Genomic DNA, 20083 nt, shown 5'->3' on the forward strand with positions numbered 1-20083 from the left:
TCTTCGGTGCGGACTCAGTCCAGGTAGCCGCGGAGCTGGTCGGCGAAGGCGTGGTCCCGCAGCTTGTTGAGGGTCTTGGATTCGATCTGGCGGATGCGTTCGCGTGTCACGCCGAAGATCCGGCCTATCTCTTCGAGTGTGCGGGGCCGCCCGTCGGCCAGCCCGTAGCGCAGCTGGACCACCTTCCGCTCGCGCTCGTTCAGAGTGGAGAGCACCGCTTCGAGGTGCTCGCGCAACAGCAGGAACGCGGCGGACTCCACGGGGGACGCCGCGTCCCCGTCCTCGATCAGGTCGCCGAGCGCGACGTCGTCCTCCTCACCGACCGGCGCGTGCAGCGAGACGGGTTCCTGGGCGAGCCGCAGTACTTCGCCGACCCGTTCCGGCGTCAGATCGAGCTGGACGGCGACCTCTTCGGGCGTCGGCTCGTAGCCGCGTTCCTGGAGCATCCGGCGCTGGACCCGCACGACGCGGTTGATCAGCTCGACGACATGGACCGGGACCCTTATGGTGCGTGCCTGGTCGGCGAGGGCGCGGGACATGGCCTGCCGGATCCACCAGGTCGCGTACGTCGAGAACTTGTAGCCCCGGGCGTAGTCGAACTTCTCGACGGCTCTGATCAGTCCGAGGTTTCCCTCCTGGACCAGATCGAGCATGGTCAGGCCGCGGCCGACGTAGCGTTTGGCGACGGAGACGACGAGCCGCAGGTTCGCCTCGATCAGGCGGCGCTTCGCCATCCGACCCATGACCACCAACCGGTCGAGATCGACGGCGAGTTGGGAGTCGGGGTCGGGGGTGGACGCGAGCCGCTCCTCGGCGAACAGGCCGGCTTCGACGCGGCGGGCGAGCTCCACCTCGTCGGCGGCGGTGAGCAGCGGGACGCGTCCGATCTCCCGCAGGTACTGGCGGAAGAGGTCGGAGGACGGGCCGCCGGTGTCGGGGCGGCCGCGGGGCTCCGGAAGCTCGGGCACCTCCGTCTGCTCCTCCATGAGGGCGTCTTCCGGGACGACCGTCTCGGGCGGTTCGGGCTCTTGGGGTGTCGGTGGGTCCACCGCCGCCTCCGGATGACGCGTGGCCCGGTTCTGCGCGGGGACGGCCGAGACACGCTCGGTTGTGGTCACGGTCCGGGTCTGCACGGGGGCGACCTCCAGGTGATCGCTGCCGGATCGCGGGGATGGGAGCTCCACCGTCCGGTGGGGCCGACCGCGCTCCGATGACTCAGGCACCGCCATCCAGTGTGGGGGAAGACACATCGCCGCTACGAGGGGCGTGCGCGGACTTTCTGAGTCCGTTCCGTGACCGGTCGGTTACGGCCTCCCCCGGGGGCCCGGGGCGGGGTCCGTGACAGGGTCGGGCGCGTCAGAGCGCGTCGGCGCCGTTGTTCCGCAGGGACTGGGCGTACTGCTGGAGGACCCAGACCTCGTTCTGCGCGGCCGCCAGATGGTCGGGGGCCACATTGCTGCCGAGGCGGGTGAGGCTGCCCTGGACGTCGTTGATGCGGCGGTCGACGGCGCGAAGCCGCACCTTGACCAGATGCTCGCCCGCGTACGCCTCGTCGATGGACTTGCCGTGGAAGACCTCGACGGCGAGCTCGGTGACCAGCTTGCGCACCGTGTCGTTGGGGGCGGCGTCGAGGATGCCGACCAGATACTCGCGGGTGTCGGCGAGGCCCTGCTCGGCGCCGCCCGCCTCCGCGATGCACTGGCGCACCGCCGCGTACGGCGGGGCGGTGAACTCGTCGGCCCCGTAGGCGTCGAAGGCCGGGGAGACCAGGGCGGGCCGCTGCAGGGCGAGCTTGAGCAGCTCGCGCTCGGTGCGGTGGGCCGGGCTGCGGAGATTGAGCGCGGGGCCCGAGGGGCCGGCGGTGGGCCGGACCTGCTGGTGCTGCGGGGGGGCCGGTGCGGGAGGGGGCCGGTGCGGGGCCCCGGTCGCCGCGGTCGCGGGCCCAGCGGGCGAGCTGGGCGACCCGCTTGACGACGAACTGGGTGTCGAGGATGCCGAGCATCCCGGCCAGCTGGACGGCGACCTCGTGCTGCGAGGAGCTGTTCTTGATCCGCGCGACGACGGGGGCGGCCTCGTCGAGCGCGGCGCCGCGGCCCGCGGGGGTCTCCAGGTCGTACCGCCCGACGATCTGGCGGAGCGCGAACTCGAAGAGCGGCGTGCGGGGTTCGACCAGGTCGCGGACGGCTTCGTCACCCTTGACCAGCCGCAGATCGCACGGGTCCATGTTGTCCGGGGCGATCGCGATGTACGTCTCCGCGGCGAACTTCTGGTCGTCCTCGAAGGCGCGCAGGGCGGCCTTCTGGCCGGCCGCGTCACCGTCGAAAGTGAAGATCACGCGGGCGCTGCCGTTGTCCATCAGAAGCCGGCGCAGGATCTTGATGTGGTCGCCGCCGAAGGCCGTGCCGCAGGTGGCGATGGCGGTGGTGATGCCGGCGAGGTGGCAGGCCATGACGTCGGTGTAGCCCTCGACGACGACGGCGCGGCTGGCCTTAGCGATGTCCTTCTTCGCGAGGTCGATGCCGTAGAGCACCTGCGACTTCTTGTAGATCGCGGTCTCGGGGGTGTTGAGGTACTTCGGTCCGTTGTCGTCGTCGCGGAGCTTGCGGGCGCCGAAGCCGACGACCTCGCCGGACGTGTCGCTGATCGGCCACATCAGCCGGCCGCGGAACCGGTCGATGGGGCCGCGGCGGCCGTCCTGGGAGAGTCCGGAGGTGATGAGTTCCCGGTCGCTGAACCCCTTGCCGCGGAGGTAGCGGGTGAGGTGGTCCCAGCCGGCCGGGCTGTAGCCGACGCCGAAGTGGGCGGCGGCCGCTTGGTCGAAGCCGCGCTCGGCGAGGAACTTCCGGCCGATCTCCGCCTCGGGGCCGTCCAGCTGCTCGACGTAGAACTGAGCCGCGATCTTGTGTGCCTCGACCAGCCGGATGCGTTCGCCGCGCTGGTGGGAGGGGTTGTAGCCGCCCTCCTCATAGCGCAGGGTGATGCCCGCCTTGGCGGCGAGCCGCTCGACCGTCTCGGAGAAGGAGAGGTGGTCGATCTTCATCACGAACGCGATGGTGTCGCCGCCCTCCTGGCAGCCGAAGCAGTGGAAGAGTCCCTTGCTCGGGCTGACCTGGAAGGAGGGCGACTTCTCGTCGTGGAACGGGCAGAGACCCTTGAGGTTGCCTCCGCCCGCGTTCCGCAGCTGGAGGTACTCGGAAACGACGGCGTCGATCGGGACCGCGTCCCGTACCGCCTTCACATCGTCGTCATTGATCCTGCCTGCCACGGGTGAAGTCTACGGGGGAGGAGGGGCGGCGCGGGGGCGCGGTCGGCGTCGCGGGCGCCGGACGGGACCATGATCACGACCGTCCGGCGGCGGGGACGCGGTGCGGACGCCGTCCGGCGGGCGGCTCAGATCAGGGACTCCAGCGGTACCGACGGATCCGCGAGCGCGTCGGGGTCGACCTGTCCGCCGGTCCGGATCAGTTCCTGCACGGTCTCGGTGACGTCCCACACATTGACGTTCATCCCGGCCAGCACCCTGCGGTCCTTCAGCCAGAACGCGATGAACTCCCGCTTGCCCGCGTCGCCGCGGATGACGACCTGGTCGTACGAGCCCGGCGGCGCCCAGCCCGAGTACTCCAGCCCCAGGTCGTACTGGTCGGAGAAGAAGTACGGCACACGGTCGTAGCCGACGTCCTGGCCGAGCATGGCGCGGGCCGCGGCCGGGCCGCTGTTCAGCGCGTTCGCCCAGTGCTCGACCCGCAGCCGGGTACCGAACAGGGGGTGCTGCATATTGGCCACGTCCCCGGCGGCGTAGATGTCGGGGTCGGAGGTGCGCAGCGAGGCGTCGACGGCGATGCCGCCGCCGTCGGTGCGGGCTGCGAGCGTGAGGCCGGCGGCTTCGGCGAGGGCGGCGCGCGGGGCGGCACCGATCGCTGCGAGGACGTCGTGGGCGGGGTGCTCCTCGCCGTCGTCGGTGCGGGCGGCGAGGACCATGCCGTCCTGGCCGACGATCTCGGTGAGCCTGACACCGAAGCGGAAGCGGACGCCGTGGTCGCTGTGCAGCTCGGTGAAGATCTGTCCGAGCTCGGGGCCCAGAACCCGGAGCAGCGGGGTCGCCTCGGGTTCGACGACGGTGACCTCGGCACCGTATCCACGGGCCGCCGCCGCGACCTCCAGGCCGATCCAGCCGGCTCCGGCGATCACCAGATGGCCGTTGTCGCGGCCGAGCGCGGACAGCACGTTCTTCAGGCGGTCGGCGTGGGCGAGGCGGCGCAGATGGTGGACACCTGCCAGGTCCGTGCCGGGGATGTCCAGGCGCCGCGGTTCGGCGCCGGTGGTGAGCAGCAGCTTGTCGTAGTGGATGACGGTGCCGTCGCCGAGCTCCACGGAGCGGGCGCCCCGGTCGATGCCGACGACGGGCTGGCCGAGGTGGAGCTCCACGTCCGCGCCCGCGTACCAGGCCGTCTCGTGGACGAAGACGCTGTCCCGGGCCTCCTTTCCGGCCAGGTAGCCCTTGGAGAGGGGAGGCCGTTCGTACGGATGGTCACGCTCATCGCCGACCAGGATCACCCGGCCGCTGAAACCCTCCGAACGGAGTGTTTCGGCCGCCTTGGCTCCTGCCAGTCCCCCGCCGACAATGACGAACGTCCGATGTGCGTCGACCACTTGATGCCTCCTCGGTGCTTGCTGCGCGGCGCCGCCAACTGCGAGCGTCCCGCACGCAGCGTGATGGCGAAAGAGGGTGTACCCCGATCAGGTCACCCGGGGTGGCCGGAGACCGGGGTGCCGGCCGGGGCCGGCACCGCGATGAGCAGGGCCGCGGGCCCGCCCGGCGCGGCATGTGCTCCCAGCACATCACCTGTGTCCTTGCGGGGCCGCCCCCGCCGCGCCCCACGGCGGCAGGACTTGTCCGGCGGCCGGACCGGGGACGCGACGGCGGGGCTCGCCCGGCCGTGGTCCGCGGCGGTCGGTGGAGCGCCCCTCACCGGCCCCGCGACGTGAGAGAGGCGTGCAGTGAGCGGGCCGAGGCGTCCGTGAGGGCGGCGATCTGGTCGACCAGGACGCGCTTGCGTGCCCGGTCGTCGCGGGCGTGGTCGTACAGCGCGCGGAACTGCGGTTCCAGCCCTTCCGGGGCCCGCGCGGTCAGCGCGGCGGCCAGTTCCGCGATGACGATCCGCTGATCGGCGCGGATCGCTTCCTGTTCGGCGCGCTGCATCACGTAACGGTCGGCGACCGCCTTCAGGACCGCGCATTCGTTGCGTGCCTCGCGCGGGACGACGAGTTCCGCCGTGTACCTCCCGAGGCGGCCGTGGCCGTACGCCTCCCGGGTCGCGGTTTCGGCGGCGAGACAGAACCGGCCGATCAGCTGGCTCGTGGCGTCCTTCAGCCGGGCCTGGGCGACGGCGGACCCGTCGTAGCCGTGCGGCCACCACTCCTGGCCGATGAGCCGGTCGAGGGCGTCGGCCAGCTCCTGCGGGTCGGTGTCGGGCGGCACGTACCGCCCGATCGCCACCTCCCAGATGTCGCGGCGCTCCGGCTCGGCGAAGAGGCAGTTGGGATCGATGTGGCCGGCGTGCAGCCCGTCCTCGAAATCGTGCACCGAGTACGCGACGTCGTCGGACCAGTCCATCACCTGGGCCTCGAAGCACTTGCCGTGCCGTGGGGCGCCCGTGCGGGCCCAATCGAAGACCGGCAGGTCGTCCTCGTACACCCCGAATTTCGGGGAGCCGGGGCCGTTGGGGTGGCCACCGCGCGGCCACGGGTACTTGGTGGCGGCGTCGAGCGCCGCCCGCGTCAGGTTGAGCCCGACGCTGACCAGATCACCGGTCCCCACGTCGCGCACGAACCGCTTCGGCTCCAGCCGGGTCAGCAGCCGCAGCGACTGCGCGTTGCCCTCGAAGCCGCCGCAGTCCGAGGCGAAGTCGTTGAGCGCCTGCTCGCCGTTGTGCCCGAACGGCGGGTGGCCCATGTCGTGCGCCAGACAGGCCGTCTCGACCAGGTCGGGGTCGCAGCCCAGCGCGGCGCCGAGCTCCCGGCCGACCTGGGCGCATTCCAGGGAGTGGGTGAGCCTGGTCCGGGGGCTGGCGTCCCAGGCGAGGCTGCGGGTGCCCGGCGTGACGACCTGCGTCTTCCCGGCGAGCCGGCGCAACGCGGCGGAGTGCAGCACGCGGGCGCGGTCCCGCTGGAACGCGGTGCGGCCCGGCCGTTTGTCGGGCTCGGTGTCCCAGCGCTCGGTGTCGGCCGCGCCATAGGGCGCGGTGCCGTCTTCCTGTGTGCCCCGCGTACCGTCCATGGTCCCGACAGTAAACGGCCGGACCGACAGGACGGCTCAGGCGGACGCCAGGAGATGGTTGTTCCTCCCTGCTTCAGATGCCGGAAGCACACCGGCCAGCGCCTGGTCGTACCGGCGCAGGAGCAGCCGTGCCATCGCCGGATGCGCGCCGAGCGGGGCCGCGGCGGCACCGGGGGCGGCAGCGGCGGCGGCCGTCGCGAAGCGGCCGGGCCCGGTGAAGTACGAGGCGACGGCGACCTGGCTGCGGCCGCGGGCGGCGAGCGCGCGCACCGCGACGGGGACGGTGGGTGTGGCGGCGGAGGCGTACGCCGGGACGACGGGCACCCCGCCGAGCCGTTCGCTGAGCATCCGCGCGGTACGGCGGGTGTCGGCGGCCGATTCGGGATCGCGCGATCCGGCGGCGGCGAGGACCACGGCGGAGCTGCGGCCGCCGGTCTCCTCGGCCGGCCAGCCCGCTTCGACGAGCCGCCCGTACAGCGCCTCGACGAGCAGGGGGTGCGGGCCGAGCGGCGCGGCGATCGTGGCCCGCAGAGCGGGTGCGGCGGCGGCCGCCGCGGGTATGTCGCGCTTGACGTGGTGGCCGCGGCCGAGCAGCAGCGGCACGAGGACGGCGTCACGGGAGCCGAGGCCGGCCAGGGCCGACGTCAGGAGCGGTTCGTTCAGCTCGATGTGGCCGAGCCGGACGTCCAGGCCGGGGCGCAGTTCCCGGACCCGTTCCAGCAGTTCCGTCACCGTGCGCAGCGCCTGCGGGTCCCGGCTGCCGTGGGCCACGGCGACGAGCGCGGGTGCAGGGGGCGGGGTGGTGCTCGGTGCGGGCCGGCCGGTGGGGTGGTGCATGGGTCTGCGCGTTCCGTTCAGGGAGACATGGCTGAGCTGGGTGCCGAGCTGTGCGGTGATGCGGGTCAACAGTTGCGCTGTGCTGTCGAGAGGCAGGGATTCACGGGGCTGTGCCGATGCCGACTCCGTCATGGACCGATGGTGACGGGCGCAGGTTGCCGGGTCGTTGCGCAGGGGTGACGGGTGTTTGCTGTGCGCTCACGGCATGGTCGGCGAACCGAAGAGCCGCTCCAGGACGTGGGCGACGCCGTCCTCCTCGTTGGACACCGTGTGCGACGGTACGGCGGCGAGCACGTCCGGGTGGGCGTTGCCCATGGCGTAGCCGGTGCCCGCCCAGTCGAGGACCGTCAGGTCGTTGGGCATGTCCCCGAAGGCGATGACCTCCGTGGCGTCGATGCCGCGTCCGGCGCAGAGCTCGGCGAGGGTGCCCGCCTTGGTGACACCGGATGCGCTGATCTCCAGGAGCCCGCCCCCGCCGGAGTGGGTGAAATGCACTTCACTGCCCGCCGGGCCGGACCCCTGCCGCGCCGTGGCCAGCAGGGTGTCCGCGTCGAGCCGGGCGGACCAGGCGAGGAGCTTGGTCACGGGTACGTCGGTCAGCCACAGGTCCGCCAGGGACGGCACGGGCCGTTCGGCATCGATGTCCTCGGACATGCGCAGCCGGTACGCCGGTTCGTACAGGATGTGGTTTCCGGTCTCCAGCGCGAAACCCACCTCGGGCAGAACGACGGCGAGTGCGGTGGCCACGCGCTGGGCGACGCCGACGGCCAGGGCGCGCGAGGAGACGACCGTACGCGTCCCGATGTCGTAGACGAGGGCGCCGTTGCTGCACACCGCCGTCCCCGTCAGTCCGGTCGCGTCGGCGATCCGGTCGACGAACCTGGGCGGCCTGGCGGTGACGAGGATGACCTCCGCACCGGCGCTCTCGGCCGAGCGCAGGGCGCGGAGGGTGCGGGGCGAGAGGGAGCCGTCGCGGCGCAGAAGAGTGCCGTCGAGATCGGAGGCGATCAGCCGGGGCAGCAGCATCGGCCGATGCTACCGGGCGCGGACCGCGCCCGGTGGGCGTACGACGCGCTCCGCCGCATGCCACCGGCGCGGCGGCGACGGCGCCCTCGGCTGCGACCCGGGCTGGTCCGGGTGGAGCCCCAGCGGTCGCAGGGCGGTTGCCCGGACGCGCACCGTGATCCAGCCGCGCCAAATCCCGTCGGGCCCGGGGCCGCAGGCCAGGTCGCAGCACACGTCGTCGAGGGGGAACGGCATCCAGTCGATGCCCTGGTCACGCAGTCAGGCGCGGACGGCCGCCGCCGGGCGCGGGCAGCCCTTCGCGTTCTCGTACGCGGCGACGGTCACCCAGCCGTCGGTGCCGGTGCCGGTGTCTGCAGGGGAGCTCGGACGGTTCATGGGCCCATGATGCCCGTACGTACGGCAGACGGCGCCGGCAAGGAAAGTCGCGGGGCGGAGAAACCCTTCTGCCCCGGCACTCGTCCGACCAGTTGACGCAACGACACCGACCAAGGGGCTCCGATGCGAGGGAAGCGGCCGCGATGGATGGGCTGGCCCGGACGGCTGCGGCCTCGGCTGCCGCGCACGCGGCGTGGGCAACGCCGCCTCGTGCAGGGGGTGATGGCCGCATGTGTGCTGGGGCTGGCACCCGCCACGTGGATGTACTGCGTGGCCGGCGCCCGGGTCCGGACGGCCGCCGACGCGCCCGCGCAGCAGGTCGCCGTGGTGTTCGGGGCCGGGTTGTGGGAAGGGAAGCCGTCGCCGTATCTCGCGAACCGGCTGAACGCGGCCGCCGGGCTGTACCGCGACGGCAGGGTGAGGGTCGTGCTGGTGACCGGTGACAACAGCCGGAAGGAGTACGACGAGCCGGATGCCATGCGGACGTATCTCGTGGCGCGCGGGGTACCGGACAAGCGGATCGTCAGCGACTTCGCCGGGTTCGACACCTGGGACTCCTGTGTGCGGGCCAAGAAGATCTTCGGGGTGGACCGGGCCGTGCTGGTGAGCCAGGGATTCCATATCCGGCGGGCGATCGCGCTGTGCCGGGCCGCGGGGATCGATGCGTACGGGGTCGGGGTCGACGCCAAGCACGATGCGACCTGGTACTACGGCGGGACGCGGGAGGTGTTCGCGGCGGGAAAGGCGGCGCTGGACGCGGTGTTCAAGCCGGATCCGCACTTCCTGGGGCCCCGGGAGCCCGGGGTCGGGGAGGCGCTGGCGACGGGCGGACGATGAGACACCGGGCGACCGGCGGGGACCGGCCCCACCGGCCGGTGGGCGTCGACCTCACCGGGCCCGTGCACACGGGCTGAGGTGCACGTTCCGGTGGCGTAACCGGTCGCGGGCGCCTCCGTAACACCCGGCCCGCACGCTGGATCCCATGGCCCGCACCGAGACTGCTCCCACCGCCACCCACTGCCCCTACTGCTCGCTGCAGTGCGGGATGAATCTGCGACCGGCCGACGGCGGTGCGGTGGCCGAGGTCCTGGAGCGCCCCGACTTCCCCGTCAACCGCGGCGCCCTGTGCGGCAAGGGCCGGACCGCGTCCGCCGTGCTGTCCTCACACGTACGGCTGACCGGACCGCTGGTACGCGATCCGGCCAGTGGCGAGCTGGAGCCGGCCGGCTGGGACGAGGCGCTGGAGCGGATCGCCGCCGGACTCGGCCGCACCCGGTCCGTGCACGGGCCCGACGCCGTGGGGGTGTTCGGCGGCGGCGGCCTCACCAACGAGAAGGCGTACGCGCTCGGGAAGTTCGCCCGGGTGGTGCTCGGTACCTCGCAGATCGACTACAACGGGCGCTTCTGCATGTCGTCGGCGGCCGCCGCGCACCAGCGGTCCTTCGGCCTCGACCGCGGGCTGCCGTTCCCCCTGGAGGACATCGCGCGCACCGGCTGCGTGATTCTCGTCGGGTCGAACCTCGCCGAGACGATGCCTCCCGCACTGCGCTATGTGACCGAACTGCGGGAGAACGGCGGCCGGCTGATCGTCATCGACCCGCGACGGACCCGGACCGCCGAGCAGGCCGATCTGCATCTGGCGCCCCGGCCCGGCACCGACCTGGCGCTGGCGCTCGGGATGCTGCATCTGGTGGTCGCGACAGGGCGGGTGGACGAGGAGTTCGTACGCGACCGGACGCGTGGCTGGGACGAGGCCAGGACCGCCGTGATGGCGCACTGGCCGGAGCTCGTGGAGCGACTGACCGGGGTGCCGGTGCCACAGCTGCGGGAAGCCGTCGAGATGTTCTGCGGTACGCGAAACGCGATGGTGCTGACCGCGCGCGGACCGGAGCAGCAGTCCAAGGGCACGGACACGGTGGGCGCCTGGATCAACCTCTGTCTGGCGACCGGCCGGGCGGGCAGACCGCTGTCCGGATACGGCTGCCTGACCGGGCAGGGCAACGGCCAGGGCGGCCGCGAACACGGCCAGAAGGCCGACCAGTTGCCCGGTTACCGCAAGCTCACCGACCCGGCCGCGCGCCGCCATGTGGCCGGGGTGTGGGGGGTCGACCCGGACTCACTGCCGGGGCCGGGGCGCAGTGCGTACGAACTCCTCGACGCGCTGGGGACGGACGTGCGGGCACTGCTGGTGATGGGGTCCAATCCGGTGGTGTCGGCGCCGCGCGCCGCGCATGTGGAAGGGCGGCTGCGGTCGCTGGACTTCCTCGCGGTCGCGGATGTGGTGCTGTCGGAGACGGCGGCGCTGGCCGATGTGGTGCTGCCGGTGACGCAGTGGGCGGAGGAGACCGGGACGACCACCAATCTGGAGGGCCGGGTGTTGCTGCGGCAGCGGGCGGTCACCGCTCCGGACGGCGTCCGCAGCGACCTGGCGGTCCTGCACGGGCTGGCCGCGCTCCTCGGGCACGGCAAGGGGTTCCCCACCGACCCGGAGGAGGTCTTCGACGAGCTGCGGCGTGCCTCGGCGGGCGGTCCCGCCGACTACGCGGGGATCACGTACGAGCGGATCGCGGCGGAGGACGGGGTGTTCTGGCCGTGCCCGGACGAGGGACACGGCGGTACGCCGCGGCTGTTCCTGGACCGGTTCGCGACGGACGACGGGCGGGCGAGGTTCGTACCCGTGACGCACCGTCCGGCGGCCGAGGAGACGGACAGGGAGTATCCGGTGGTGCTGACGACCGGACGGGTGGTCGCCCAGTACCAGTCGGGGGCGCAGACCCGCCGGGTCGACGAGCTGAACGCCGCGGCCCCCGGGCCGTTCGTCGAGCTGCATCCGCGGCTCGCCGAGCGGATCGGGGTGGCCGAGGGCGATCCGGTGGCGGTGACCTCGCGGCGGGGGCGGGCGGTGGCGCCGGCCCGGATCACCGGGGCGATCCGGCAGGACACCGTCTTCATGCCGTTCCACTGGGCGGGTGAGGGCCGGGCCAACACACTGACGAATCCGGCCCTGGACCCGGTGTCGCGGATGCCCGAGTTCAAGGTGTGTGCGGTGCGGGTGGAGGCGGCCGCCGCCGGGTGATCCAGCTCCCGCCGGGGATGAGGGTGCCGCCGGTGCGCAGGGAGCGGGTGACGGGCGGGGCGGCGAGGTAGACCCAGGCGCGGGCGGTTGCGGGGGCGGGCGGGACCGCGCCCGGGAGGCGGACCTCGCGGGCGACCCGCTCGTAGAGATTGCGCGGGTGCCCCGGTCCGGCGTACTCCTCCAGCCGGTCGAGGAGGACGAGCAGCTCCGCGTACACGGCGGGCGCGGCCGTGACGAGCGTGCCGCGCACGGCGCCGTGGCCGTCGATCGCGTACGGGTAGCCGGGACCGTCGTACAGCAGGGCGCCCGGCAGCACCGCCGGCTGCTCGGCGACCGCGCGGCCCCGGAGGAGCAGGTCGTGGTTGGGTTCGCCGGGGAGCAGTGTGCCGTAGACGAAGAAGGGCAGTTCGGGGTCGGGCGACGGCATGGTCAGAGGGCCGTGACCGGGACCGTCTCCGCGGTCACCCAGGCGAGATAGCGCTCGCTTCCCCGCACCACCGGCGTCGCGATGATCTCCGGGGTCTCGTAGTCGTGCACCGCCAGGAGGTGTTCCTCCAGCTCGTCGTAGCGCTCGGCCACCGTCTTGAACAGCACCTGCCACTCCTCCGTGGTCTCGATGGCGTTCCGCCACCGGTAGACGGAGGTGACGGGCGCGGAGATCTGCGCGCATGCCGCGAGCCGCGCCTCCACCGCGCTCTGCGCGAGGTCGTGGGCCTTCTCCTCGCTGTCCGTGGTGGTCATCACTGTCAGCCATGCCGGCGTCGTCACCGTCGGATCTCCTCAGCTCTTCGGCTCTTGTTTCTTCGGATCTTGTGCCTGTGGCGTGTCCTTCTCGTCGATTGTCGGGGCGGTTCGGTGCCGTGTCGCCCTCCACCGTCGTCCCGGTATGGACATGACATGTCATGGACCTTTAAATCTGAGGCGGGCTCAGAACCACGGCCCGGACCAGCCTTCGTCCCCCCACGCACTCCGAGGAGTCCGATGAGATCGATTCGGCATGCATCGCGCCTCACCCTGCTCGGCGCAGCCGCGGCCGCTGCCACTCTGCTGGCCTCCACCCTCACCGCCACCGCGGGCGCAGCCGCGGCCGGGCGTCCCGCCCCGAGCCGCGACACCGCCATCTATCACGCCGCGGCCGCGCTCATCGGGCACGCCACCGCCCTGGGCCTCACCGGCTCCCAGGACACCGCGGTGCGCGATGTGGTCGTCGACAGGGACGGCAGCCAGCATGTGCGTTATGACCGCACCTATCGCCATCTCCCCGTCCTCGGCGGCGACTTCATCGTCCATCTCGCACCCGACGGGGCGTACCGCAGCGCCGACCGGGCCGTCGGCGGCGATCTCGCCGTGCCCACCGCGACTCCGTCGCTGTCCGCCTCGGGCGCCGCCGACCTGGGCGCGGCCGCCCTGCGCACAGCCCACCGCGGCGAGCTCACCAAGGTCGCCGCCCGGCCGCAGCTCGTCGTGGACGCCCTGCACGGCGCACCCAAGCTGGCCTGGCGCACCGAGGTGGCGGGCAAGGACTCGCTGGGCAACCCGGTCGCCCGCGTCGTGCTCACCGACGCGCGGACGGGCCGCCAGATCGACGCCTGGGACAGCGTGGAGACGGCGTCCGGCGACGGCCGTTCGCTGTACAGCGGCACGGTCGCGCTGGAGACGACCCTGTCCGGGTCGACGTACCAGCTCAAGGACGCGACCCGCGGCAACACCTACTCCGGGGACGCGCAGAACAAGACCGACGGCTGCATCCTCACCATCTGCTGGAGCCGGGCGCCCGCGGTGCTGTTCACCGACGCCGACAACCACTGGGGCACCGGCACCACCGCCGACCGCGCATCGGCGGCGGTCGACGCCCAGTACGGCACGGACAGCACCTGGGACTACTACAAGAACGTGCACGGCCGGAACGGCATAGCCGGGGACGGCAAGGGCTCGTACAACCGCGTGCACTACGGGAAGAACTACAACAACGCCTTCTGGGACGACACGTGCTTCTGCATGACGTACGGCGACGGCGACGGCTCGACCTTCGGTCCACTGGTCGCGCTGGACGTGGCCGGGCACGAGATGTCGCACGGCGTGACGTCCACGACGGCGGGCCTCACCTACTCCGGTGAGTCGGGCGGTCTCAACGAGGCCACCTCCGACATCTTCGGCACGCTGGTGGAGTTCCACGCGAACAACCCGCAGGATCCGGGCGATTACCTCATCGGCGAGAAGATCGTGAAGCCCGGGTTCGGGAAGGCCGCGCTGCGGTTCATGGACCAGCCCTCCAAGGACGGCAACTCGGCGGACTGCTGGAGCTCCTCGGTCGGCAATCTCGATGTGCACTACTCGTCCGGTGTCGCCAACCACTTCGCGTATCTGCTCGCCGAGGGCAGCGGCTCGAAGGTCATCGGCGGCGTCCAGCACAACGGCACCACGTGCAACGGCGCATCGCTGAGCGGCATCGGAAAGGACAAGCTCGGCAAGATCTGGTACCGGGCGCTGACCGTCTACATGACGTCCTCGACGAAGTACGCGGGCGCCCGCACGGCGACGCTCAACGCGGCGAAGGACCTGTACGGCGCGGGCAGCGCCGAGCAGAATGCGGTGGCCGCGGCCTGGTCGGCCGTTTCGGTCGCCTGACCTGAGGCAGGTCCCGGAGCGGGTGACCGCTCCGGGACCTGCAGGGCGCAGGGCGGCCCGTCAGCCACCGTACGGGCGTACCGCCTTGGCGTCCCGCAACGTCCGCCCCCACCAGACGAGCTGGTCGAGCAGCGTCTTCGCCGCCGCATCGACGTTCGCCGGGTCCCGGTGCCTTCCCTCGTCGTCGAACAGGGCGCCCGCGTTGTGGAACGACACGGTGTCCCGGATGGAGACGGCATGCAGTTCGGCGAAGACCTGACGAAGGTGCTCGACGGCCCGCAGACCGCCGGACACTCCCCCGTACGAGACGAAGGCGACGGGCTTGGCCTGCCATTCGGCGCGATGCCGGTCGATGAGGTTCTTCAGCGGGGCCGGGTAGGAGTGGTTGTACTCGGGAGTGACGACGACGAAGGCGTCGGCGGCGGCCAACCGAAGTGACACCTCGGCCAGTTGCGCCTGTGTGTCGGGACCGGGGCGGTGGCCGAGAGCCGTCGGGAGATCGAGTGCGGCGACGTCGACGAGGTCGGTCTCGACGTCCGGATGGTCCGCCGTACGGGAGAGGAACCAGTCGGTGACCACAGGGGCGAAGCGGCCCTCGCGATTGCTGGCAACGATGACCGCGACCTTCAGGGGCGCAGTGGTGACGGATGCGTCGGATACGGGAGACGTGATGAGGTCCATGCACCGAGATTCGTATCTCGACCAAGGTTGAGGTCAAGCTCTCCGCCTCCCTTTCCGCGCACCCTCCGGCATACGGTGGAGTCCATGACGACCCCCGCACCGCAGCCGCAGCCGTACGTCGAGTTCAACGGACACGCAGCCACGGAAGCGGATCTCCGGATCCCCGCCTTCTCCGGCTTCGGCCATTTCACGGCCATGCAGGTCAGGGACGGGAGGGTACGGGGCTTCGCCCTGCACCTGAACCGGCTGGCCGCCGCGAACCGGGAGCTGTTCGGCCACGACCTGGGCGGGGACCGGGTCCGCGAACTGATCCGGCACGCACTGGCCGGTGCAAAGACGCAGGACGCCTCGACCCGGGTGTACGCCTTCCTGCCGCCGGGCGACACGGAGACGACGGTCATGGTCACCGTGCGCAAACCGGCCCGAAAGTCCCCCGCGCCCCACAGTCTGATGTCCGTCCCGTACGTCCGCACCGTGCCGCACATCAAGCGTCCGGGCGAATTCGGCCAGACCTACTACGGCCGGCTCGCCGAGCGCTCGGGCTTCGACGAGGCGCTGCTGACGGCTCCGGACGGGGCCGTGACCGAGGGCGCGATCACCAACATCGCCTTCTGGGACGGCACTTCGGTGGTCTGGCCCGCCGCGCCATCACTCCTCGGCATCACCATGGCCCTGCTGGAGCAGGAACTGCCGGGGGCCGGACTGACGTCGGTGCGGCGGCCGGTGACGCTGGACGGGATCGGCGCCTTCCGGTCGGCGTTCCTCACCAACTCCCAGGGCATCGCTCCGGTCCGGCGGATCGACGACACGGAGTTCGCCGTCGACGAGGAGCTGATGAAGCGAGTGGGGCTGGCGTACGAGGGCGCGCCCTGGGACACCGTCTGAGGCCGCTCACACCCACCACCGCCCCGGGGTGCAGGGGTAGCTGTCCTCGCCGGGCCCCGAGGCCCGGCGAGGGCAGCGGCCGGGCGGCAGGGGGGAGAGCCGACCCGTGGGGGGTGTGATGTCGTGTGCCCGGGGCCGGCGAAGTCATGCGTGTGACGTACACCACTCGCGCCCCAGAACTCGTCACCCAATCGGCACGGCGTGTCGCAAGGCGGACCGAATCCCCTTCAATGGGTTGTTGACCTGCGAAAACGCCGGTCCGCAAGGAGGCGGGGCCGGACTGATCGAGTGAAAGCTGACTCGACGTCAGCAGGCATGGGCGGCAGGCCGACCGTTAGCTCGGAGTCAGGACACACCAGCCAGCGCCGTCGCTCAAAGGAATCCCCCATGCGCAGTCCTGCCCGCCTCGTGAACGGCACCGCCGCTGCGGCTCTCGCCGTTGCCGCGCTCGGCCTCTCCACCGCCGCATCGCCGGCGTATGCAGGCGACCTCGGCGCGCTGGAGATATCCCCGGCGACCGCGGCTCCGGGCACCACGGTCGTGGTGAACACGACTGCCTGTGGAAGTGGCGCCAAGGCCGTCGGGCATGCGAACTCCCTGGAGGCAGGTCAGTTCACGCTGGCACCGGCCACCGGCAGGCAGGCGCTCGTGGGCACGTTCAGGGTGCCCGAGGCAGCCGATGCGGGGCCGTACAGCATCGGTGTGTCCTGTGACAACGGAAAGGAGGCCGCAGGAGCTCTCGCGGTGCGGGCCGCGGACACCGGGCAGGCCGGAGGACAGGTCACCGAGAAGGTGGGCGGACAGGACGACGCCCCCGGCGACGACCAGGGCGGCGGGGGCAAGATTCCTTCCCTCGACTCGCTGCTCACCGGGAACGGGAACCCCTTCGGGAACGAGAACCCACTCAGCGGGCTGGACTCACTCTCCACGGACGAGACGATCCTCGGTCGTCAGTCCTCCCCCGAAGACGACTCCCCCACGGGGCGCGACAACGGGAGCGGGTCCGGGCGGGAGAACGGCAGCGGCTCCGGACGCGAGAACGGAAACGAGTCCGGGCGCGACAACGGCAGCGGCTCCGGACGCGACAACGGAAACGAGTCCGGCCGCGACGACGGCGGACGCGCTGACGGCGGCCGCGACACCGGGCTGGACGAAGGCGGCCGTGACGACGGAGGCGACGGCCTCGGCTCCCCCCTCGAGCCCTCCGGGCACGTCAAAACTGGTGTAGGCGGCAGCGTCCGCCCTGACACCACCCAGATCGCGGCGGGCGCCGGCGTTCTCGCCGTGTCCGCCGTCGGCGGAGCCTGGCTCCTGCGTCGTCGGGCGAGCGGCACGCAGGCCGGCAACTGACGGGGACGTTTCCACGTCCCCGTCACCGCCAGGATCCCGTTCCGGTGGCCTCGTGCCACCGGGACGGGACCCACCCCCACCTTCCCCTCACCGGAGGATGACCGTGTCCCAGAAGGCCAAGGGCTGGCTGGTCGCCGTCGCCGCACTGACCGGCATCTGGATGATCCAGAACGGCGCCGGCACCCAGCTGGTGCCACCGCAGCCGACCGCGGCCCAGGCCTTCGCCGCCGGGCCCGAGCCGCAGCCCGGTTCGCCGGTCGCCGAACCGCTGCGTCCCTCGGCGCCCGTCCGGCTCCGCATCCCCAGCATCCGGGTGGACGCCCCGATGATCCGGCTCGGACTCGGCTCCGACGGCAGTCTCGATGTGCCGCCGGCCGAGAACCGTAACGTGGTCGGCTGGTACAAGGACGGCACCCCGCCCGGCGCCAAGGGCACCGCGCTCGTCGCCGGTCATGTCGACAACGCGCAGGGGCGGTCCGTCTTCTACGACCTGGGGTCCCTCCAGAAGGGCAGCACCATCGAGGTCGACCGCCAGGACGGGCACACCGCCGTCTTCTCGCTCGACGGCATCGAGGTGTACGAGAACAAGGACTTCCCCGACCAGCGGGTGTACGGCGCCTCGCCGCATGCCTCGCTGCGGCTGATCACCTGCGGCGGAGGTTTCTCGCCGACCACCGGCTACCAGGGCAATGTGGTGGCCTACGCACACCTCACCGGCGTGCGGTGACCTGCGCCCGCACCCTCACGACCACTGGTCGAAGCCCAGCTTCGCGACCAGCGAGAACACCACGACCAGCAGCACGCCCCGGACGAACTCGCTGCCCTTGCGCAGCGCCATCCGCGCGCCGAGCAGCCCGCCCGCCAGGTTGAACACCGCCATCAGAGCCGCCAGCTGCCACATCACGCTGCCCTGGTAGGCGAACATCGCGAGGGCGCCACCGTTGGTGCAGACGTTGACGATCTTGGCGGTGGCGGACGCCGTCACCAGGTCGAGGTGGAGCACGGCCGTCAGGGCGAGTACCAGGAACGTGCCGGTGCCCGGCCCGAACAGCCCGTCGTAGAAGCCGATGCCGCCGCCGACCAGCACGATCGCGGTGGCCGCGCAGGCCCGGGTGACCTTGCGGTCCGTGTCCCCGGCGGCCTCCCTGCCGAACTGGGGACGCAGCATCACGAACGCCGCGACCGCCACCAGCACCACCATGATCACCGGGCGCAGTACGTCACTGCTGATCCCGGCGGCGAAGAAGGCCCCGGTCATCGATCCGGCCAGCGCGACGAGTCCGATCCGGACGGCCGTCGCGACCTTCACCGGCGCCTGGCGTGCGTACGTCACGGCGGCGCCCGACGTGCCGACGATCGCGACCGCCTTGTTGGTGCCGAGGACGTGCGCGGCCGGGACGTGCGGCAGGCCGAGCAGCAGTGCGGGCAGCAGGAGCAGCCCGCCGCCGCCGACCACCGCGTCGATCCAGCCCGCGGCGGCAGCGGCGAGGCAGAGGACGACCAGGGTGGTGAGCGTGATGTCGGGCATGGTCGCGACTGTATGGACGAGATACGTGTCCCGTCCAACTGTCTCGTCCGGATCGCGGGAAAGTTGAGCCAACTCTGAGGTTCCCGTGGTGCAGCGCCCTCACAGACCGCGTCCGCGGGCGCTGAGCGCAAGGTTCCGCCCGGGAAACAGCGGGGATCCGGTCGGGTAACACCCGCCGCACAAGCTGCTCACCATGAGGACGAAGACGGAGAACGCGGCGCGTGTGGTGGTGATCGGCGCCGGGATGGCGGGCGCACGGCTCGCCGCACGGGTCCCCGGCGTCACCGTCGTCGGCGAGGAGACGCACGCCCCCTACAACCGGGTGCTGCTGGCCGAGGTGCTGGCCGGGCGGTACGCGGCCGAGGTCATCGCGCTGCCCCCGGCCGAGGTGCGGCGCGGGGTGCGGGTGGTGCGGATCGACCGGGCGGACCGGCTGGTGCACTGCGACGACGGAGGCGTCGTGCGGTACGAGCGGCTGGTGCTGGCCACCGGGTCCAACCCGGTGCTGCCGCCGCTGCGCGGGCTCGGCGACGCGATGCCGGACGGGGTGCATGCGTTCCGCACGCTCGACGACTGCCTCGCTCTGCGGGCGGCCGTGCGGCAGCACACCGGTGCGGGCGTGCGCGCCGTCGTCATCGGCGGCGGCCTGCTCGGTGTGTCCGCAGCCCGCGCGCTCGCCGCGTCCGGCGCCCAGGTGGTGCTGGCCCAGCAGGGCGAGCACCTCATGGAGCGGCAGCTGGACGGCGAATCGGCCGGGCTGCTCCGGCGTCATCTGGAGAGTCTCGGCGTGGAGGTGCACACCGAGTGCCGGGTCCGCGGGCTGCGCTGCGCCGATGGCGCGGTGCGGGCGGTGGAGCTCGCCGACGGCTATGAGCTGGCGGCCGAGATCACGGTGCTGGCCTGCGGGGTACGTCCCAGGACCGGGCTCGCGCGGGCCGCCGGCCTGGAGGTGCGCAACGGGATCGTCGTCGACGACGAGCTGCGTACCTCCGATCCGTACATCCACGCGGTGGGCGACTGCGCCGAGCACCGCGGCGCCGTGTACGGGCTGGCGGGCCCGGCGCTGGAGCAGGCCGATGTGCTCGTCGATGTGCTGGCAGGACGGCCCGCCCGCTACGAGGGGACCCGCGCCCTGACCCGTCTCACGCTGCACGGTCCGGCGGCCGGGCCCACGGGCCCGTTCGACCTGGCCGCCTTCGGGGACTCCCGCCCGCTGCCCGGCGACGACGTCGTCCGGCTGGCCGACGCCACCCGTGGCGCGTACCGCTCGGTCGTCGTGCGTGGCGACCGGCTGGCGGGCGGTGTGCTGCTCGGCGATCTCGCCGCGGTCGGCACGCTCGCCCGGACCTGGGAGGACGACGAACCGCTCCCCGCCGAAACGTCCCTGCTCCATCTCCTCACCCACGACGGAGGCTTCTGA

At 72.1% G+C, this 20083-nt stretch carries 16 protein-coding genes and 1 pseudogene; 7 read left to right on the plus strand and 10 right to left on the minus strand.

Annotation, left to right across the window (positions count from 1 at the left end; all coding sequences use genetic code 11):
* Nucleotides 1-14 precede the first annotated feature (14 nt).
* From LRD69_RS09240 to LRD69_RS09265, 6 genes and pseudogenes are all read right to left on the minus strand, one after another.
* Nucleotides 15-1250, minus strand: coding sequence for an RNA polymerase sigma factor (locus tag LRD69_RS09240; RefSeq protein ID WP_277326076.1), 1236 nt, complete (start codon nt 1248-1250; stop codon nt 15-17).
* A gap of 106 nt (nt 1251-1356) precedes the next feature.
* Nucleotides 1357-3265: pseudogene (gene dnaG / locus LRD69_RS09245) on the minus strand (DNA primase).
* A 125-nt stretch (nt 3266-3390) separates the two neighbouring features.
* Nucleotides 3391-4650, minus strand: a complete 1260-nt coding sequence (locus LRD69_RS09250) for an FAD-dependent oxidoreductase (protein ID WP_277326077.1) — start codon at nt 4648-4650, stop codon at nt 3391-3393.
* Nucleotides 4651-4966: 316 nt separating this feature from the next.
* On the minus strand, nt 4967-6277 hold the full coding sequence (locus LRD69_RS09255) for a deoxyguanosinetriphosphate triphosphohydrolase (protein WP_277326078.1): 1311 nt from the start codon (nt 6275-6277) through the stop codon (nt 4967-4969).
* 36 nt (nt 6278-6313) lie between these two features.
* A complete protein-coding gene (locus tag LRD69_RS09260; RefSeq protein ID WP_277326079.1) occupies nt 6314-7246 on the minus strand; it encodes a sirohydrochlorin chelatase in 933 nt (310 codons plus the stop codon).
* A gap of 66 nt (nt 7247-7312) precedes the next feature.
* Complete coding sequence (locus LRD69_RS09265; RefSeq protein WP_277329677.1) at nt 7313-8125, minus strand: Cof-type HAD-IIB family hydrolase; 813 nt, start codon at nt 8123-8125, stop codon at nt 7313-7315.
* 537 nt (nt 8126-8662) lie between these two features.
* Between LRD69_RS09265 and LRD69_RS09275 the strand changes: the two genes are divergently transcribed.
* A complete protein-coding gene (locus LRD69_RS09275; RefSeq protein ID WP_277329678.1) occupies nt 8663-9352 on the plus strand; it encodes an ElyC/SanA/YdcF family protein in 690 nt (229 codons plus the stop codon).
* A gap of 145 nt (nt 9353-9497) precedes the next feature.
* On the plus strand, nt 9498-11591 hold the full coding sequence (locus tag LRD69_RS09280; protein WP_277326081.1) for a molybdopterin oxidoreductase family protein: 2094 nt from the start codon (nt 9498-9500) through the stop codon (nt 11589-11591).
* On the opposite strand, the gene LRD69_RS09285 is transcribed toward LRD69_RS09280, so the two are convergent.
* Nucleotides 11548-12018, minus strand: a complete 471-nt coding sequence (locus tag LRD69_RS09285; RefSeq protein WP_277326082.1) for a gamma-glutamylcyclotransferase family protein — start codon at nt 12016-12018, stop codon at nt 11548-11550. The genes LRD69_RS09280 and LRD69_RS09285 overlap by 44 nt on opposite strands.
* A 2-nt stretch (nt 12019-12020) precedes the next feature.
* Nucleotides 12021-12332, minus strand: coding sequence for a divalent-cation tolerance protein CutA (gene cutA, locus LRD69_RS09290; protein WP_277329679.1), 312 nt, complete (start codon nt 12330-12332; stop codon nt 12021-12023).
* Between the two features lie 240 nt (nt 12333-12572).
* Here cutA and LRD69_RS09295 point away from each other — a divergent pair, with 240 nt between their 5' ends.
* Entirely contained in the window at nt 12573-14219 is a 1647-nt protein-coding gene (locus LRD69_RS09295) for a M4 family metallopeptidase (RefSeq protein WP_277326083.1), read from the plus strand.
* A gap of 60 nt (nt 14220-14279) precedes the next feature.
* Here the strand turns inward: LRD69_RS09295 and LRD69_RS09300 are convergent, their stop codons facing one another.
* Nucleotides 14280-14900: an NAD(P)H-dependent oxidoreductase gene (locus tag LRD69_RS09300; RefSeq protein WP_277326084.1), complete on the minus strand. Its 621-nt coding sequence runs from the start codon at nt 14898-14900 to the stop codon at nt 14280-14282.
* 84 nt (nt 14901-14984) lie between these two features.
* Here LRD69_RS09300 and LRD69_RS09305 point away from each other — a divergent pair, with 84 nt between their 5' ends.
* The 3 genes from LRD69_RS09305 to LRD69_RS09315 all read left to right on the plus strand — a co-directional run bounded on the left by LRD69_RS09305 (nt 14985) and on the right by LRD69_RS09315 (nt 17862).
* Entirely contained in the window at nt 14985-15785 is an 801-nt protein-coding gene (locus LRD69_RS09305; RefSeq protein ID WP_277326085.1) for an aminotransferase class IV family protein, read from the plus strand.
* A 387-nt stretch (nt 15786-16172) separates the two neighbouring features.
* Nucleotides 16173-17135: a hypothetical protein gene (locus tag LRD69_RS09310; RefSeq protein ID WP_277329921.1), complete on the plus strand. Its 963-nt coding sequence runs from the start codon at nt 16173-16175 to the stop codon at nt 17133-17135.
* A 97-nt stretch (nt 17136-17232) separates the two neighbouring features.
* A complete protein-coding gene (locus LRD69_RS09315) occupies nt 17233-17862 on the plus strand; it encodes a class F sortase (RefSeq protein WP_277326086.1) in 630 nt (209 codons plus the stop codon).
* 15 nt (nt 17863-17877) lie between these two features.
* Here LRD69_RS09315 and LRD69_RS09320 read toward each other — a convergent pair whose 3' ends face one another.
* Complete coding sequence (locus LRD69_RS09320; protein WP_277326087.1) at nt 17878-18663, minus strand: TSUP family transporter; 786 nt, start codon at nt 18661-18663, stop codon at nt 17878-17880.
* Nucleotides 18664-18856: 193 nt separating this feature from the next.
* On the opposite strand from LRD69_RS09320, the gene LRD69_RS09325 reads away from it, so the two are divergent.
* Nucleotides 18857-20083 carry an FAD-dependent oxidoreductase gene (locus tag LRD69_RS09325; protein WP_277326088.1) on the plus strand — a complete coding sequence of 409 codons (1227 nt, stop codon included), beginning with the start codon at nt 18857-18859 and terminating at the stop codon, nt 20081-20083.

It is taken from the genome of Streptomyces sp. JH14, assembly GCF_029428675.1.
Classification (GTDB): Bacteria; Actinomycetota; Actinomycetes; order Streptomycetales; family Streptomycetaceae; genus Streptomyces.